At 43.7% G+C, this 18020-nt stretch carries 13 protein-coding genes; 6 read left to right on the top strand and 7 right to left on the bottom strand.

Features of this window, described 5'->3' with window-relative positions; all coding sequences use genetic code 11:
- The 3 genes from AAEY80_RS01530 (at nucleotide 1) to AAEY80_RS01520 (ending at nucleotide 1837) form a co-directional block, all read left to right on the top strand.
- Nucleotides 1-573, top strand: a complete 573-nt coding sequence (locus AAEY80_RS01530) for a prepilin-type N-terminal cleavage/methylation domain-containing protein (protein ID WP_350587784.1) — start codon at nucleotides 1-3, stop codon at nucleotides 571-573.
- Nucleotides 573-1013, top strand: a complete 441-nt coding sequence (locus AAEY80_RS01525) for a type IV pilin protein (protein WP_350587783.1) — start codon at nucleotides 573-575, stop codon at nucleotides 1011-1013. The genes AAEY80_RS01530 and AAEY80_RS01525 overlap by 1 nt, the downstream gene beginning before the upstream one ends.
- 311 nt (nucleotides 1014-1324) lie before the next feature.
- Nucleotides 1325-1837: a pilin gene (locus tag AAEY80_RS01520; RefSeq protein WP_350587782.1), complete on the top strand. Its 513-nt coding sequence runs from the start codon at nucleotides 1325-1327 to the stop codon at nucleotides 1835-1837.
- A gap of 418 nt (nucleotides 1838-2255) precedes the next feature.
- On the opposite strand, the gene fdxA is transcribed toward AAEY80_RS01520, so the two are convergent.
- Together fdxA and mutS are read right to left on the bottom strand one after the other, a co-directional pair.
- Nucleotides 2256-2579 carry a ferredoxin FdxA gene (gene fdxA, locus AAEY80_RS01515; protein ID WP_160021089.1) on the bottom strand — a complete coding sequence of 108 codons (324 nt, stop codon included), beginning with the start codon at nucleotides 2577-2579 and terminating at the stop codon, nucleotides 2256-2258.
- Nucleotides 2580-2671: 92 nt separating this feature from the next.
- Nucleotides 2672-5761, bottom strand: a complete 3090-nt coding sequence (gene mutS, locus AAEY80_RS01510) for a DNA mismatch repair protein MutS (protein WP_350587781.1) — start codon at nucleotides 5759-5761, stop codon at nucleotides 2672-2674.
- 402 nt (nucleotides 5762-6163) lie between these two features.
- Between mutS and secA the strand changes: the two genes are divergently transcribed.
- Both secA and AAEY80_RS01500 read left to right on the top strand, forming a co-directional pair.
- A complete protein-coding gene (gene secA / locus AAEY80_RS01505; RefSeq protein ID WP_201608170.1) occupies nucleotides 6164-8980 on the top strand; it encodes a preprotein translocase subunit SecA in 2817 nt (938 codons plus the stop codon).
- A gap of 318 nt (nucleotides 8981-9298) precedes the next feature.
- Complete coding sequence (locus AAEY80_RS01500) at nucleotides 9299-9832, top strand: hypothetical protein (protein WP_101210794.1); 534 nt, start codon at nucleotides 9299-9301, stop codon at nucleotides 9830-9832.
- A 126-nt stretch (nucleotides 9833-9958) separates the two neighbouring features.
- On the opposite strand, the gene AAEY80_RS01495 is transcribed toward AAEY80_RS01500, so the two are convergent.
- From AAEY80_RS01495 to AAEY80_RS01475, 5 genes are all read right to left on the bottom strand, one after another.
- Nucleotides 9959-10570, bottom strand: a complete 612-nt coding sequence (locus tag AAEY80_RS01495; RefSeq protein WP_101210793.1) for a YsnF/AvaK domain-containing protein — start codon at nucleotides 10568-10570, stop codon at nucleotides 9959-9961.
- Nucleotides 10571-11069: 499 nt separating this feature from the next.
- On the bottom strand, nucleotides 11070-11918 hold the full coding sequence (locus AAEY80_RS01490) for a DUF2382 domain-containing protein (RefSeq protein WP_201582423.1): 849 nt from the start codon (nucleotides 11916-11918) through the stop codon (nucleotides 11070-11072).
- A 438-nt stretch (nucleotides 11919-12356) separates the two neighbouring features.
- The gene (locus AAEY80_RS01485; protein ID WP_350587780.1) at nucleotides 12357-13538 is read right to left on the bottom strand and encodes a thiolase family protein; all 1182 of its coding nucleotides are present in this window, start codon (nucleotides 13536-13538) and stop codon (nucleotides 12357-12359) included.
- 385 nt (nucleotides 13539-13923) lie between these two features.
- The gene (locus AAEY80_RS01480; protein WP_025651716.1) at nucleotides 13924-15285 is read right to left on the bottom strand and encodes a homoserine dehydrogenase; all 1362 of its coding nucleotides are present in this window, start codon (nucleotides 15283-15285) and stop codon (nucleotides 13924-13926) included.
- 318 nt (nucleotides 15286-15603) lie between these two features.
- Entirely contained in the window at nucleotides 15604-16464 is an 861-nt protein-coding gene (locus AAEY80_RS01475) for a DsbC family protein (RefSeq protein ID WP_201575832.1), read from the bottom strand.
- 415 nt (nucleotides 16465-16879) lie between these two features.
- Between AAEY80_RS01475 and AAEY80_RS01470 the strand changes: the two genes are divergently transcribed.
- On the top strand, nucleotides 16880-17809 hold the full coding sequence (locus tag AAEY80_RS01470; protein WP_201575830.1) for a DUF808 domain-containing protein: 930 nt from the start codon (nucleotides 16880-16882) through the stop codon (nucleotides 17807-17809).
- The last annotated feature ends 211 nt before the right edge of the window (nucleotides 17810-18020 follow it).

The following is an 18020-nucleotide window of genomic DNA, read 5'->3' as shown; positions in this document are numbered from 1 at the left end:
ATGAAACCTTACTCAAAAAAGACTATCACTCGATTACCATTGCGCTCAGCAGGTTTTACACTGATTGAGCTAATGGTAGTAGTGGCTATTGTAGCCATACTTGCCGCTATTGCCATTCCTAGCTATCGTCGCTATGCGGTTATCAATGCGGAGCGTGATGTACAAGCTAAAATGCTGCAGTTAGAGATACAGTTAGAGCGATGGCGAGCAACAGCGTTAACTTATAAAGGTTTTAGACCAAAAGTAGTTAGCAGTAGTAGCACAGCGACGTACGCCTATGATGCTAACAACACAACTATCTATGTCCCTCAAGGTAGTGATTCAACCAATTATCGTTATCAGATCACATTAGTGGATGGTGTCAATACTGCTAGCTCATTAGTACCAGCTACTACGACAGGTATTGACAATACAACTGGTAGAAACTGGAAGATGCTAGCTGAACCAAGAGGTTCGGGGGTTACAGAATATGCTAGCTATTTTATGCTATCTAGCACAGGTTTAAGCTGTCAAAATAAAAATAAAGTGAAAATAGGAGATAGTGATTGTGGTACGGGTCAAGGAGAGTGGTGATGTGGATTGATTCGAACACGACAGTCACCGTTTTTAAGAAGCATTCTGGTTTTACATTGATCGAACTAATGATCGTCGTCGCCATCATTGGAATTCTAGCAGCGATTGCTTATCCTAGTTATCAACAGTACGTTATCAAATCCAAACGTACCGATATGATGAGCGAAATGCAAAACATCGCGTCAGAGATTGAAAGCCGTAAATTGGTTCAGGGACGCTATAGTAATGATCTGATTACAGGTTTGGGTGGCAGTTATCCTCAAGAGGGAACCGCACTATATACCATATCATTTAGTCCAAATCCGCTAACCTCTCAATGGACAATAACGGCAAAGCCTATTAATGGAAATAGAATGAAAAGTGATGGAACGTTAACTTTGAATTATCAGGGTCTTAAATGCCGTGATAGTGCTTGTGGCACTGGCAGTGAATGGCGATAAATGTTAAACATTTATAGTAACTGACAAAAAACGTCAGCCAAAATTACTATTTGCTCTCAAAAGTATATCAGTTGACAATTTTCAGTAGGTTAGCAGTAACATTGGTAGCTCTATGTAAGGATTATAAGACAATAAATGTCTAAGTGATGCCAGAACTAGGAGTTATAGCCTTGTTTTAGCTATAAAAACAACAATAGTGATATTTTGGCACGCTACCTGCAACAGTTATAGTAAGAAAGAAATTTATCATATCTCTAAAGATAAAATGCGCTAATAGCCAGCTATCTTTATATACCCCTAAAGGAGTTCTTATGAACACTGCACAAAAAGGTTTTACCCTAATCGAACTAATGATCGTCGTTGCTATTATCGGTATCTTGGCTGCGATTGCTATTCCACAGTATCAGAACTATGTGGGTCGTGCTAATATCGCCGCGGCAGTCTCTACGATAACAGCCAACAAAACTGGTTTAGAAGAGTATGTCATGGAATATGGTGAGTTTCCAGACGGTACTACTAAACCAGTTGCAGCTAAGGCGGAGTCAGCACCTAACGCAGGAGATGCAGTAGCTGCTGTACGTGGTGAGCGAGCTGAAGACTTAGGTATCGTTAATCCATCATTTGGTACTATTAAAGTAAAAGAAGATGCAGCTATTAAGGGCGCAGGCACTATACAGCTTACATTTAATAGTGGTAATCCAGGAATCAATGGTAATCAAATACAGCTTGTCCGTGATGCTAATGGAACATGGAAATGTGTTAGTAACGTAGATAAGAAATTTGAAAACAAGTCATGTGCTATCGATAGCTTAACCAAAATTTAATAAGTAATGATTATTTTCATAAATTAATTAGAATACTGTATTTCATAAAAAAAGCCAAACTTTGTGTCTGGCTTTTTTTATATCTAAAATATATGTTGGCACAATTAGTACATTAATAGCAAGTGTAGGCTGGGCTTTTAGCCCAGCTCAAATCACGTAAGGTTGTGATGCTGGGGAAAATGCCAAGCCTACAAAGAGTCTCGTTTCATATCAAAAAGCCAAACATTACGTTTGGCTTTTTTGTATTTAAAATAAGTGAAACCCTGAATGCGTCAATTTTTGAAGATTTATAAAATGTAAAACGCTGGATTAAAGCCACAGCCTACGAGATATGCATTAACGTTAGTATTCAAACAAACAAAAAGGCTGAGCAAATGCCACAGCCTCTAAATTTTTAAGAGCAGTTTTAATTAACAACCTACTTCTCTAAATACTGAATTTTACCTTCCACACCATCCCACTTTTCAGCTTCTGGCAACTGACCTTTCATCTCAGTGATATTCGGCCATTTTTGAGCCAGATCAGCGTTCAGCTCAGTGAACATCTCTTGCCCTTTTGGCACTTCATCTTCTGAGAAGATCGCATTGGCAGGACATTCAGGCTCGCATAGCGCGCAGTCGATGCACTCATCAGGATCGATGACGAGGAAGTTTGGGCCTTCATAAAAGCAGTCCACAGGACAGACTTCCACACAGTCGGTGTATTTGCAAAGAATGCAGTTATCTGTAACGACAAAGGTCATAGTGATGTCTACCTGTTATTGGATTGAGCAAAATAGAATATTTGAAAAATAAAGCATATTTTAGCGCCTTTACCGCTATTTGACAATTCCCTTTAATGACTAATGAATTTCTTAAGATGATAGAGCAGGTCATGCGCTTGCTTGGGTGTTAGGTTGTCAGGGTTAATAGCGTTAAGCTCATCTTGCAAGCTAAATAGCTGATTTTGCTGTGGATTATTATTCGTAGTTCTAGTTTGGCTATTACTGCTGCCATTTTCTTTTTCTGCCTCGTCATTATAAGCCTGCTGGCGTTTATCCTTTACTGACTTAGCTAAGTCATTTTTGTCATCAACTTTATCTATCACAACTTTTTCGTTTTCTGTTTTTAGGGTATTTATTTTCAAGTTATCTGTTTTTAAGTTGTCTACTAGGTAGCGCTTGGCATCATTCAATACTTGAGTGGGAATCCCCGCCATTTTTGCCACATGCAGTCCAAAGCTAGAGCTGGCAGCGCCTTCACGTATTTGATGTAGTAGCAGTAGCTGTCCATCGACTTCACTGGCAGCGACATGGACGTTGCGAATATTAGCATGGCTGCTTTCAGCGTGATTTGTACTCTGCGCCAATTTTGTCAGTTCAAAATAATGGGTGGCAAATAAGGTCAGGCAGCCAATCTCTACCAGTCGATTGACACAAGCGTGGGCGATTGCCAGACCATCAGTCGTCGCCGTACCGCGTCCGACTTCATCCATAAGCACGAGCGATTTATTGGTCGCTTGATTGAGAATATTGGCGGTTTCAATCATCTCCACCATAAAGGTCGATTTCCCGCCCGCCAAATCATCAGCCGAGCCAATACGGGTAAAGATACGGTCGATATCACCGATATGCGCACTAGATGCTGGGACAAAGCTACCACAATGGGCGAGTAGGACAATCAATGCGGTTTGGCGCATATAAGTCGACTTGCCGCCCATATTAGGCCCGGTAATCATTAATAATCGTTCAGGGTGCTCGTCTTTACTGTCATGACTGCCTAAAGCGCAATCATTGGCGACAAAATGGCTCGTAGGTTGAGAATTGTTGCTTTTATTAACAGTATTTCCAGTATTGGCTGGATTTAACGCCGCTTCGACGACGACATGACGACCTGCTTTGATATCGATACTGGTTTGGCTATTATTCAAGCTATTTTCTAAGTTATTATTTTCTAAGCCGCTAGCCTCTTTTAAGTCTTTACTCATGACTGGACGCCGCCAGTTATAAGTAATCGCAAGTTGCGCCCAATTACTAAGCACATCTATTTGTGCAATAGCCGCGCTTAGCTGTTGTAGTTCCGCTAAATGGCTGCTTAACAGTGTCAACAGTTGGTGATACAGCTGTTTTTCACGAGTTAACGCTAATGTCTGTGCGCTTAGATACTCGGTCTCGACTCTCTTTAGCTCATCGGTGATAAAGCGCTCGCTGCTCTTTAGCGTTTGCCGACGGATAAAGTGCGCCGGTGCATTTTTTGCCTGCATTTTAGGCAATTCAAAATAAAAACCGCTGACTTTATTAAAGCCCACTTTTAGGCTGGGCAATTGGCTTTCTTGACGCGCTCGCTCTACCATGTCGTCCAATGTCACTTGAATATTGTCATGCAAATGGGTTAAACGATCAAACTCGTCATCATAGCCCGCTGCCAACATACCACCATCACGGATATGTGCAGGTGGTTCAATGACAATAGCACGCTCGATTAACTCAGCCACCGCTTGAACGGCTGGCAGCCTGGCAGGCAATTGCTGCATCAACATCGGCAATAGACCAGCGTCTTCATGGCTGATACCTGACGCTGTCAGTAGAGTGGTAATCTGGGCGCTGCTAGCGATACCATCGGCAAGCTTGCGTAAATCACGAGGTTTGGCACTCATCAGCCCGATGCGACTACTGATTCGCTCAATATCGCCAATGGTATTCAGTGTTTCTCGTAAACGTGTAACCAGTGAGCTATTTTCTGAATGCTGATGTGAATTACCATCCGCATTCAATAGAGACGCTATCGCATCTAGACGCATATTGATGCGTGCATGCTGACGCAGTGGACGCTTCATTTGCTGTAGCAGTAGCCGTTTGCCCATAGGCGTCTGACACTCATTAAGTACGGATATGAGTGACGTACCTTGAGGACTGACGGGCGCAAATAGCTCAAGGTTCTGTTGGCTATTGGCATCGATAATCAAATAATCATCGTCATGCTCAACGATGATCCGATTGACTTGGGGAATATGTCGCTGTTGGGTTTGTTTGGCATAATGAATAAGCGCTGCGCAACTGGACTGGCTGAGTAAGGCATCACTGATACCTAATCCATCTAGACGTTGAACGTCAAACTGTCGACAGAGTGTGGCGCTAGCATGCTCACGGTGGAAGTCGGCGGCAGCGACTTCAATAATAGGACAATCGAGGTGCGTGCGTAGCCACAGTAGCCACGTCTCATCAAGGGTCTCGCTAACGATACATTCGCTAGGTGCAAAGCGCGCCAAAACGGTGAGTATCTGCGCTTGTAAAGCTTCGATATCAGGGTTGTTTGAATTGAGCGCTTGCGTGGTCAGCGTCCCTGCCGCCAAATCAAGTTGGCTGATACCTGCTTGCAAAGGTTGGCCAGTCTTACGCGTAGAGGTCACGTTCGGCAGACAAACATCGATAGCAACGACAGTGGGGGTATGATTGGGAGCAATCAACGCATCATCAGTAATGGTTCCGGCAGTCAAGGTCTTAACCACCTCACGGCGCATGATACTATTGGCGGCTGTTTTGCTCGTATCTTTTTTCTGCTTGTCTCCTATTATAGGGACCGCCGTCGATGTCGACTCATCGATCTGCTCGCAGACAACGACAGTCTCTCCTGCCGCAATGAGCCGAGCCATATAACTGTCTGCCGCATGGAAGGGGACACCTGCCATGGCTATCGTGTTGCCTGCTTTATCCGTACCACGGCGAGTGAGCGTGATATCGAGTATCTGCGCCGCGCGCTTGGCATCATCAAAAAATAACTCATAAAAATCACCCATCCGGTACAGCAGTAGCGCTTGTGGATAGTTGGCTTTCATGGTTAGATATTGCACCATCATCGGCGTATGGTCTGCCAAGTGATAAACGGCATCGCCTATGATTAACGGTTCAGCTGAATGAGGATTTTGAGCGGATGGTTTAACGGTCATGCAGGATCTCTTATGATGCTTAAATGGGTCTACGTGGGGCGAAATGCTGGTTTTTATAAGAATAAATAACGGCTGAAGGTTAGTAAATCATTACGTTAAATGTTGCAGGGAAAAGCTTGAGATATTAAGACTATAAGCGCTATTTTAACACGTCCTACAACGTTTTTACGTCGGCAAATATCTACTCATTGCTCTTGTATCCATCGCCGTCATAACCATATATAATGACGGCACACTTAATTGGGCGATACTTCATTAGGCAAGATTTTATTATAAAGTTATTAGGCAATCGTTTATTGGACTGCCTTAAATAAAACCGTAATCAGCCAAATAATGAATAAGCAGCGAGTAAAGCGCTGTCATGCGTACTAATTATCGAATATTTCCATAGGTCAAAAAATTATGTTATCAAAGATTATAGGCAGTGTGGTTGGCACCAAAAATGACCGCGAATTAAAACGCATGCGCAAAGTGGTCAGCAAGATCAACGCACATGAGGCGACGATACAAGCCCTGTCTGATGAGCAATTACAACAAAAAACCGAAGAGTTTAAAGCAAGACACCAAAATGGTGAAAGCTTAGATGCATTATTACCAGAAGCGTTTGCGGTTTGCCGCGAGGCATCGCTACGTGTCAATGGCATGCGCCACTACGATGTGCAGCTGATCGGTGGTCTCACCTTGCACGAAGGCAAAATTGCTGAGATGAAAACCGGTGAAGGTAAAACCTTGATGGGTACCTTGGCGATGTATCTCAACGCTATTAGCGGCAAAGGCGTCCATCTGGTGACGGTCAACGATTATTTGGCCGCCCGTGATGCGGAATTAAACCGTCCGTTGTTTGGCTTTTTGGGAATGACGGTTGGGGTGATTTATTCACAACAACCACCTCAAGAAAAAATCGACGCCTATCAAGCAGATATCACCTACGGTACCAATAACGAATATGGCTTTGATTATCTACGCGATAACATGGTGTTTAGTTTAGGCGAAAAAAAGCAGCGCTCATTAAACTTTTGTATTATCGATGAAATTGACTCTATCTTAATCGATGAGGCGCGTACGCCGCTGATTATTTCGGGTCAAGCCGAAGATTCTTCACGTATGTATGCATTGATTAATACTATTATTCCGGTGCTAATTCGTTCAAAAGATGAAGAAGCCAATAAGAATAACGAAGAAGAAGATTTTTGGATTGATGAAAAGAACCGTCAGATCGAGATTAGCGAAAAGGGCTATGAAAAAATTGAGCGTTTCCTAATCGAAGTGGGCGAGCTGGGCGAAAACGAAAGTTTATATAGCCCAAGCCGTTTGCCGCTATTGGCACACGTCCAAGCCGCCATTCGTGCCCATCATGTCTTTGTCAAAAACGTCCATTATATTGTCGATGATGGCGAAGTGGTCATCGTTGATGAAAACACTGGTCGTACTATGCCAGGTCGTCGTTGGTCAGAAGGGCTGCATCAAGCGGTCGAAGCCAAAGAAAACGTCGAGATTCAAGCAGAGAACCAAACGCTGGCAACCACCACGTTCCAGAACTATTTCCGTCTCTATGACAAATTGTCTGGTATGACCGGTACGGCTGATACCGAAGCGGCAGAGTTCAAATCAACGTATGACCTAGACGTCATCGTGATTCCAACGCACGAGCCCATTGCGCGTATCGATATGGATGACCAGATTTTCTTGACCAAGTTAGGAAAATATAAAGGCATCATTCGCGAGATTAAAGAGATTCAAGCCAAAGGTGCGCCAGTATTGGTTGGTACGGCGACGATTGAAGCCAGCGAAGAATTGTCGTACTTACTGGATCAAGAAGGCGTCAAGCATAACGTGCTAAATGCCAAGCAGCATGAGCGTGAAGCCGAGATTATCGCGCAGGCTGGTAGCCCAAAATCGGTCACCATCGCCACCAACATGGCCGGTCGTGGTACTGATATTATCCTTGGTGGTAACTGGCAGTCGTTTATCGAAGACATTGATTCGGTCAGCCCAGAAGAGATGAAGCGCCTGAAGGCAGAATGGCAAGTCAAACATGACCAAGTCGTTGCGGCTGGTGGTTTGCATATCATTGGTTCTGAGCGCCATGAATCACGCCGTATTGATAACCAGCTACGTGGTCGTGCCGGTCGTCAAGGTGACCCTGGTATGTCGCGCTTCTTCTTATCGCTCGAAGATGACTTGATGCGTATCTTCGCCGGTGACCGCGTTGTCAATATGATGCGCGCCATGGGACTCAAAGAAGACGAAGCCATTGAGCACAAAATGGTCTCCAAATCGATCGAAAACGCGCAAGGTAAAGTTGAGAGCCGCGATTTTGATGCGCGTAAAAATCTCCTCAAGTATGACGATGTTGCCAATGAGCAGCGTAAAGTGATCTATGGTCAGCGCGATGATTTGCTCGCAGATATGGATCTGCTAGAGGCCATTGAAGTCATGCATCATGAAGTCTATAACGCCATGATTAGCCAATTTATCCCACCAGGTTCTATCGATGACCAATGGAATGTTGATGGATTGGAAGATGAGCTTGAGGATGAGTTTAAGATATCAATGCCGATTAATGATTGGCTAGATGAAGATCGCCGCCTAGATGAAGAAGGGCTACGCGCCAAAATCATTCAGACAGCACTGGATCATTATCATGGTCGCCGTGAGCAAATGGGTGAAAAAGATGCCGCCCAGCTTGAGCGTCATTTTATGCTGCAAAGCCTAGACAAGCACTGGAAAGAACATTTGACGCAAATGGATCAGCTGCGCAAAGGTATCCATCTGCGTGGTTATGCGCAAAAAAACCCTGAGCAAGAATATAAGCGGGAATCGTTTGAGTTGTTCCAAATGATGCTAGGGGCGATTAAGTCAGAGACGGTACAAGATTTATCACGTGTCCATATCCCGACCAAAGAAGAGCTGGCGGCATTAGAAACGCAGCAACGTGAGAATGCTGCTCATATGCGCATGCAATTCGAGCATGATGATATCGACAACTTAGATAGCAATGCGGACAATAATGCAGCAGAGCAGGGGCAACCACAAAACCGTAACCCTAATAGCGGCGCGGCAGGGATAGGCGCTGCGATTGGTGCTGGTAATAATGCGGATCGCAACTTTAGAATCGGTGATGAGCCAAATCCATACGCTGGTATGAATATCAGCCGTAACGCACCTTGCCCTTGTGGTTCGGGACTTAAATATAAGCAATGCCACGGCAAAATCTAAAGCGCTACCGTTAGGGATAAGTAAGCCGTCCTAAAAGCGTTTTCAATGGTCGTAACAAGCCCTCATCTAACATAGATGGGGGCTTTTTTTAACGCTTATGAAAAGTATAGTCACAATCTCCTAAGAACGCGACAATAGCAGCAGTGCATGATGGTTCGATATTACTTTTCATTGACTATACTTGCTAAGTGGATAAGAATATTCAGTTAATTATTCAAACAATAAGCAATGGCTTTGTAGCGATTGTTTACAAATTCAGCATAGGCGTGAATTTATGGACACGCTATAGTGTTTAACATATTTATTTGGGAGCGTATTATGAATGTAGAATTATTAAAACAGTTGCGTACCTCTGTTGTGATGACAGGTTTATTGGCCGGTGCTCTAACGGTTGGAGCCTGTCAACAAAAGCAAGAGCCTGAGCAGAGCCTAGAAGACAACATAAGCGAAGAGCAATCTGTTCCTATGTCTGCCGAACCTGCCGAGCCCAATAATGTGATAGTCGCTCCACAAGATGCGTCAGCCAGTGAGGTAGAGGATGATACTGTTGCTTCGGTGAACGGTGGTGTGACGCAGATAAACTATCTGTGTGCTCCTGAGTTGCAAGTTGCAGCAACTTATAAAGATACCGATAACCAAGTGGTCATTGCTACTGCTCAAGGAACAACAACCTTGATGAAAACCAATGACGCTAGCAATCCTGAAGTTTTTGAAGCAAAGACTGCTATGGACGGTGGAGAAGGTTTTGTGCAGTGGCGTGTGGCACACGAAGCGCGTGAAACGGGCGTGATGCGCACAGCAGGTGCAGATGCCGCTAATGTGAACACTTATGAATGTAAGAAAACATCATAATCAATAAGCAAGCAATCAAGAAAAAAGCAACGTTGTCGTTGCTTTTTTTATATCTGATTTTTGAGTTATAGTCAAAATATCCTAAAAACGCGACGGTATTGCTGATATCAATTTTTTATTAACGGTCTATTTCTTTTGAATAGGGCTGCGCTCATGTTCCAAAAACCCTTCCTCTGTCACGTCTAGCTCTTCATGCTTAAGCGTGACTTCGATATTGTCAGTATGGGTGTGGGTACTCTTGTTGACATCGACTTCTTGAATGACATAGGTGTCTTTAGTGATGGTCGCTACTTGACGCGATAAGATAATCTCAATGGGCGCATCACCGATTTCAACTTGCTTGCCATTGATAGTCACGACCGCCTTGCTGTCGAGCGATGGTTCAACATGGCGCAGTATGTCCTTATCATCGTAATTGCCTGACAGTAAATCCTGACTTTCGGCATCATTATATTCGGTGCGGACGGTAATATATTCTTCTACCAACTCAATTGGCACTTGTATCGTCTTGGTTCGAGAGTGCTTAGTGACCGTGACCTTACCCACATCCAAGCGTTCTTTGTTAACGACAGGACGTTCTTCCAGTAACTCTAAACGCCCGCCATTGGCTTTTTGATTCAAGGTAGCCAATGGCTCTCTATCATGTTCAGGAGCAGGAAGTTTGTTTTCAGCACTATGATCAGCAATAGGCGGATTGGTATCGGTTGTTAGGGTTTCGTTATTATTATTGGCTGTCATCTTAATCTTCCTTATTATTAAATAGATTTCAAAAATATTTTATTAAAGATTTCTTTTTCATTAAAGGTTTCTTAATGATTATAAAACATCAGGGTTATCAATTACTGTTAACTTGATTATACAACTTGTCATCATTATAAAACTCGCCACAAAGTACGCTGAATTATAAAAATATGAGTTAGGATGTGTCATCAATTAGCACATTGATACATTTAATGGTCTTAAAATGGCTAAATTTAGCCAAACATCGTCAGAAATCTTGTCGATATGTTCATATTTACGGCAACTCATTCCTTGTTTGGCTGCAATTTTCCTCATTTTAAGCCTCACGATCTAAATGATGACACGCATTGACATAAAAAAAGACCAGAGAAAGACTCTGATCTTTATGAACTGAATGACATATTTAGCTGCTATTAGCAGCCATTTAATGCTTATCTACTTAATGAATCTAGTTTTCAGCATCAAATGACCGTTGTTGTATATTGTGTGCCACAAGTTACATGCCACGGGCGCGGCGTACATCTTCAGCAGTGATACCGTCGCGGTCGACAATATTGCCTTCACGATCAACCACATTACCATCACGGTCAATATCTAGCTCTTCACGCTGAATGGTCTCAACGATAGTCTCAGTATGACGCTCAGTTGTTTTACCAACGTTCACTTCTTCAGAAACGTAGGTTTCTTTACCAACGCGGGCACGTTCTGCTGAGAGCTCTACTTCGATGCTTTCATTGCCATTCACATCACCGATACGACGGTCAGTAGGGCGGTCAACATTGGTACGTTCGATATTAGCATGCTCTTCTTCTAGTTCAACATCTACATTACGTTCTTCAGTCACGACATGCTTACCAACTTTTACTAAACCGGCGACGATACGATCTTTATTAACGGTCAGACGCTCTTCTAGCAGCTCAAGCGTGTTTGGGGCTTCGTAGTTATGCTCAGCAATTTCCATACGCTCTTCTGCTGGCACGCTGTCAGCAACGAATGATTGGCGATCTTTTTCGTACTGCTCTTTATAGCTGTATTGATAGTCATGGTCATAGACGTCCATCGCTTCTACTTGCGCTTGCGTTAGACTATCAAAGAACACATCATCACCAACGATACGAGCTAAACCTGCTGGTACCAGTACTTCTTTTGAGCTAAACCAACCGCCTGCATCTACGATTAAGTAACGAATGCGACCAGTCGTATCTTCTACTAAGGCGCCTTCAATTTTACCGATTTTCTCTTCATTGACGCCATAGGCTGTTTTGCCCGTTGGGTCATAATAGTCATCACCAATAAGATCACGGTGGGTAGCTTGGATATCTTTTAAACGAATTAGTTGGCTCATTATTATCTTCCTTTTGTATGAGTAAATTATTAATAGTTTTTTTAGGTAGTTAAATTTTTGGTCTGGTAAAAAACTTTCAAAATTAATAAGTCATATAGATCTAAGTAGCTTCTACCTCAACTTGTAATTATCGTAACATCAGGATTTTGAATGAGATATATGAGCAAGGTAGCAAAGTGTGCACTTGAAGTAATTGCCTGTAAGATGCTGTAAAAGGAATGATAGATATATATATTTGAGTTAAGGCTTTCTTACGGTAAAGAACAAAACTTGTTTATTGAGAAATTTTTGCGCACAAAAAAACCGCAAAGCGTTTGGCAATGCGGTCTTTTAAAGAACAAAATACTATATTTTTAAGTCATACTTTAGCGCTTCAATGACACAGTGATTTTTAGTAATTACACTTTAAATCACAATGTTAACTTTAATACTCGTTACCTATGGTAGTTCAATGGCTACTGCTACTGCTTCACCGCCACCGATACATAAAGTAGCTACGCCTTTCTTACCACCAGTACGCTGTAAAGAGTTGATCAGGGTAATTAGGATACGTGCGCCAGAGCAGCCAACTGGATGGCCAAGGGCACAAGCACCGCCTTCAATGTTTACTTTGGCATGCTCAATGTTTAGCTCATCCATTGCAGCCATGGTCACCATCGCAAAGGCTTCATTGATTTCCCATAGATCAACATCGGCAACTGACCAGCCTGCACCGGCTAATACTTTTTCGATTGCGCCAATGGGTGCAATGGTAAATTCGCTTGGATGACGCGAGTTCGAAGCCGTTGCCACGATACGTGCTTGATAATCAAGGCCTTCAGATTTTGCTTGCGACTCTTTCATAACTACGACAGCAGCAGCGCCATCTGAGATTGAGCTAGCATTGGCGGCGGTAATCGTACCATCTTTAGCAAAGGCTGGGCGCAACGTAGGAATGCGCTCTGCATTGGCAAGACCGGGCTGTTCATCGGTGTCGACGGTTTGCTCGCCTTTACGCGTCTCAAAAGTAACGGGTTCAATCTCATTTTTGAAATGATCGTCTTTAATAGCAGTGAGGGCGCGATTCAGCGACTCAATGGCAAAGTTATCCATTTGCTCACGGGTATAGCCTTTTTCAATGGCCATTTCTTGGGCGAATTGACCCATTAGTTTACCCGTTTCGGCATCTTCTAAGCCGTCTAGGAACATATGATCCTTGACTTCTTTATGGCCCATACGATAGCCACCACGTGCGCCTGGCATAATATAAGGAGCATTGGTCATGGATTCCATGCCGCCCGCAACTGCGACATCGAAGCTGCCCGCTTTGATACCGTCATGTGCTTGCATCACAGCTTTTAGACCTGAACCACAAAGCTTATTAATAGTGACAGCACCGGTGGCATCAGATAGACCAGCTTTACGCATGGCTTGACGCGCAGGGCCTTGACCCAAACCCGCTGTTAAGATACAGCCCATAATTACTTCGTCAATCTTGTCCGCGCTAACACTAGAGCGAGCAACAGCGGCTTTAATGGCTGTTGCGCCTAGGTCGGTTGCACTGACGTCTTTTAAAGCGCCTTGGAAGCCGCCCATTGGGGTACGTGCGCCGTTTAAAATTACAATTGGATCATTTGACATTATTGTTGTTCCTTTTCATTTGTTTTAATAAAAGTCTGTGTGTTTAAACAAAAAAACGTGACTAAAATAATTTCTGTTAACGATAATATAAGTACGGCTGGATTTTATTCAAGGTTAAAACAATGGCTCATGAATGTGACTACAGTATTATCTATAGCAAAGTCTTAAAAGACTAGGGCGTGTCCTCAATTCAAGCGATTGTCTCTAAATGGGCTAAAAATGGCTAAATTTTGTCAAACATTGTCAAATAGCTGATTAATATCTCGATATTATTTGCGCTATTTTCCTCGTTTGACGGCAATTTATCTCATTTTTATGACCATTTTTAAAATGAGGATACGCCCTAAAATCAGCCATTATTAAAAACCAGTGATAAGCTTCTAACTTAAGCAAGCTCATCCAAACGAATACGTACTACTTTATCGGTAATGGTGTTTAGCTTTTCAATTTTTTCAATGGCCAGATTCATCTGACTCTCGACCACTGGTAGCGTCAAGATAATGACGGGTACTTGACCCAGCTTATGGGCAGGCTTTTGTAAAATAGCATCGATGTTGATACCGGCATCGCTAAGTATACGAGTGATATCAGCCAATACGCCAGGATTGTCAAAAGCATGAACGCGTAAATAATAGCCCGTGATCATCTGCTCAGCACGCAAGATAGGCGTATCTGATAGTTGTTCAGGAATAAAAGCTAAGTGCGGCACATGGTGGCCGTGGTTGTTTTGATTACTGTTGCTTTGATCGTCGTTGTCCTTGCTGCCCAATACCCGAACCAAGTCCATCACATCTGCCATTACTGCAGACGCCGTAGCACCAGCGCCAGCGCCATCACCACAATATAGCGTCTGCCCAAGCGGGTGCGAATTGACCAACACCGCATTTTTTACGCCATTCACATTTGCTAGTAGCGCATCTTGAGGAATCAGTGTGGGGTGAACGCGTAGCTCAATACCTGCATCGTCGCCATTGCTGCCTCCGCTATCACGGCGCACCGCAAAGCCTAAGTGTTTGATACGATAACCAAGCTCTTCGGCATAGTTGACGTCTTGTAGGGTGATACCAGTAATGCCTTCACAGTAGACTTTATCAAACTGTAGCGGAATACCAAAAGCAATCGAGGCGAGGAGGGCCAGTTTGTGCGCTGCATCAATGCCTTCGACATCAAAAGTAGGATCTGCTTCGGCATAACCCAGCTCTTGCGCCTCACTCAGCACGTCTGCAAACGGACGACCTTTATCGCGCATTTCGGTCATGATAAAGTTGCCAGTACCATTAATGATACCCGCCAACCAATTGATTTTATTAGCAGCCAATGCTTCACGCATCACTTTGATGATTGGAATACCACCTGCGACCGCCGCTTCATAAGCGACGTGGACATTATTGGCTTCAGCGAAAGCAAAAATCTCATTGCCGTGCTCAGCCAACAAGGCTTTATTTGCTGTCACCACATGTTTGCCGTTTTTGATGGCGTGCATGATGACGTCTTTTGCGAGGGTAGTACCGCCGATCACTTCGATGACGATATCGACATTGTCACTGGCAGCAATGGCCATCAAATCACTGTTTTGCATAATATCGGGATCGATATCATCACGCTGACGGCGCGTACCGACTTCGGTAATAATAATATCGCGTCCACTACGGCGTTTTAGCTCATCTAAATTATCATTGATTAAGTTGATCACGCCCGTTCCGACGGTGCCCAGACCAAGTATCGCTAGTTTGATGGAGTTGCTCACAGTATCCTCAAAAGGTTAAATATAGTGCAGCAATGACCAGCTGTTACGGTATCAGATGCGCTTACGGTACTAAACGTACGGTCTGCGCTCATCTTCCTAATGTCAGTCTTGCCATTGCTTCACTATAGTGGGATAAAAAATGCTTAGATAAAAAAGTATGTGGCTGATGTTGCCTTGCGCTTTATCGTATCATACCGACAAGCGCTTGTGACGTCTACTCAATGTCGCTGTGGTCAACAATATCAAAAATATATAACAGCTACTGAATCAATCGCTCGCGTTTAATTCAGTAGCTTACGTTCAATAGCCTGCGTTCGCTTAGATAGCACCAACTGCTTGAGCCAACTCGGCGGCTGGGAGATAACCACCTACTTGTTCGCCTGCTTCAGTAAATATCGCTGGCGTACCACGCACACCAAGTCTTGCGCCCAATGCCATATGCTCTTGCACCGGATTGCTACAGCTAGGCCCTTGGATATCTGCGCCTATTTTGGCCTGATTCATGGCAGCATTGCGATCCTCACTGCACCAAATCGCCTCCATTTTAGGCACTGATTCTTGACTACGTGGCCATGCGAGATAACGTACCTCGATACCGCGTGCATTGATGTCATTCATCTCTGAATGCAGCTTACGACAATAGCCACAGTCAGCATCGGTAAAGGCGTAGACCACAGCCTTGGTTTCACCTTTTGCAGGATAAATAATCATCTCGCTTTTATCGACGGCTGTTAGCGCTTCTTGCGCAGTACCAGCGACTAAGGCGGCGCTAATATCGACGGGGGCAGCGTCACCAACCGCAATGATTTGCCCTTGAATAATATGCTTGCCGGATTTGTCGGTAAAAAAAGCAGGCAGCCCTTCAGCGGTGACCCAATAGATATCATCCATATCAGTCGGCACGGCGGAGATGATTTTTTCTTCAATGCCAGAGGCGTTTAAGTTGGCTTGTAGTGCTTTAACCACAGCAGCGTCGCTTTCAGTCGTGATTGGGGCAGTGCTGGTTTTGGCTTGAGAGCTATTAACCACGCTAGCATTAGTACTGGTGGCATCGGCGGCATTGTTTGAGCAGCCAGCCGCGACGATGACCAATAAGGCACTCATCATGACCCGAGATAAATGGTTGCGTGAAAAATTAGCAGCAGTCAGCACGGCTTTCGAAAAAGGAGAGAAGGACATAGGGTGTTTCCTTTAGGCAGTCACGCCTAATAAAGGGTTCATAATAAAAGGGCTTTGTATGGTCTCTGACCCATCATGACGAGTAGGTCGTGTGGTAAGAAGGGCGACATTGGCTGGTTTTATCGCATTTATCAATCATAAAGGATAAGTAATCATATACGCTATATTAACATAATTTTTTTAATAACCTCTAAAGGCTATTTTTATACCCATCATAAACATAATGCATCGATGGCGGTTAAATTTGAAAAAATAAAATACATTTGTACTATTTCATATCGTCGCACCTATAGGTAGTCTACTGCTTATAATCACTTTTTATGATGACATCACTATTATGTTGCAACATTTATTTTGAAGTACTGTCATTTTGAAACATTTACTAATCTAAGCGAATTTATACTAAGGAGTGCGTATGGCAGGTGCCAGTTTGTTAACCCTACTTGATGATATCAGTGTAATACTCGATGACGTTTCGGTCATGACCAAGGTGGCCGCCAAAAAAACCGCAGGGGTGCTAGGTGATGACTTAGCCCTGAATGCGGAGCAGGTAACAGGGGTCAAAGCCAATCGCGAGTTACCAGTGGTTTGGGCCGTCGCTAAAGGTTCATTCATCAATAAGCTCATTTTAGTACCGGCCGCGTTATTAATCAGTACCATTTATCCACCCTTGGTGACGTTTTTGCTGATGTGTGGCGGGCTATTCTTAGCCTATGAAGGCGCTGAAAAGGTCATTCATAAGTTTTGGCCTCACGTCTTACCACACGACGAGGAGCAAAATGCCCGTCGGCAAGCCAATGCGGATGAAACCATCGATCTTGTTGCTTTTGAAAAAGAAAAAATCAAAGGCGCTATTCGGACAGATTTTATTTTGTCTGCTGAGATTATCGTCATTGCCTTAGGCTCAGCTGCAGGGGCAAGCTTGCTAGAAAAAAGCTTGGTACTCTCCATTATTGCGATAGCGATCACGGTTGGGGTATATGGCTTGGTTGCTGGTATCGTCAGAATGGATGATGCGGGTCTTTATCTGATGAAAAAATCAGGCAGTGTCACGCAAAAAATCGGTAAATTTTTGGTATCGGCGGCACCCAAGCTGATGAAGTTTTTAACTATCGCTGGGACATTGGCGATGTTCTTAGTCGGTGGTGGTATTCTGGTACACGGTATCGACTTTTTGCATCATGAAGTCGAAGACTTGGCGCATCTGACTGGCATATTTGAAAGTGCGACGACAATGCTGCTAAATGGTTTGGTCGGCTTGGTAGTAGGTGTGATCATGGTTGGCATTATGACGATGATTGGCAAAATACGCGGTAAGGATAAAGACGCTTCTTCTGCGCATTAAAGCGCTATAGTCAGAGCACTTTTAAATCGCTACAGTGTTACACGCCTTAGATGTACTCAGTGTACTATCTGCGGTCGGTCGCCTTGTAGCGATTCTAAAATTCCTTGCCTATACATTAAATATAATGCATATAAGCGATCAATGTTAAGACTTAAAGCAACCTATAGAATAAAAAAGCCCCAAAGTTGCTGACAACTTTGGGGCTTTTGCT

The organism is Psychrobacter sp. 78a-MNA-CIBAN-0178 (genome assembly GCF_040309625.1).
GTDB lineage: Bacteria > Pseudomonadota > Gammaproteobacteria > Pseudomonadales > Moraxellaceae > Psychrobacter > Psychrobacter okhotskensis.
Note: the sequence above shows the minus strand (reverse complement) of the source record. Positions and strands in the feature narration are given on the sequence as shown.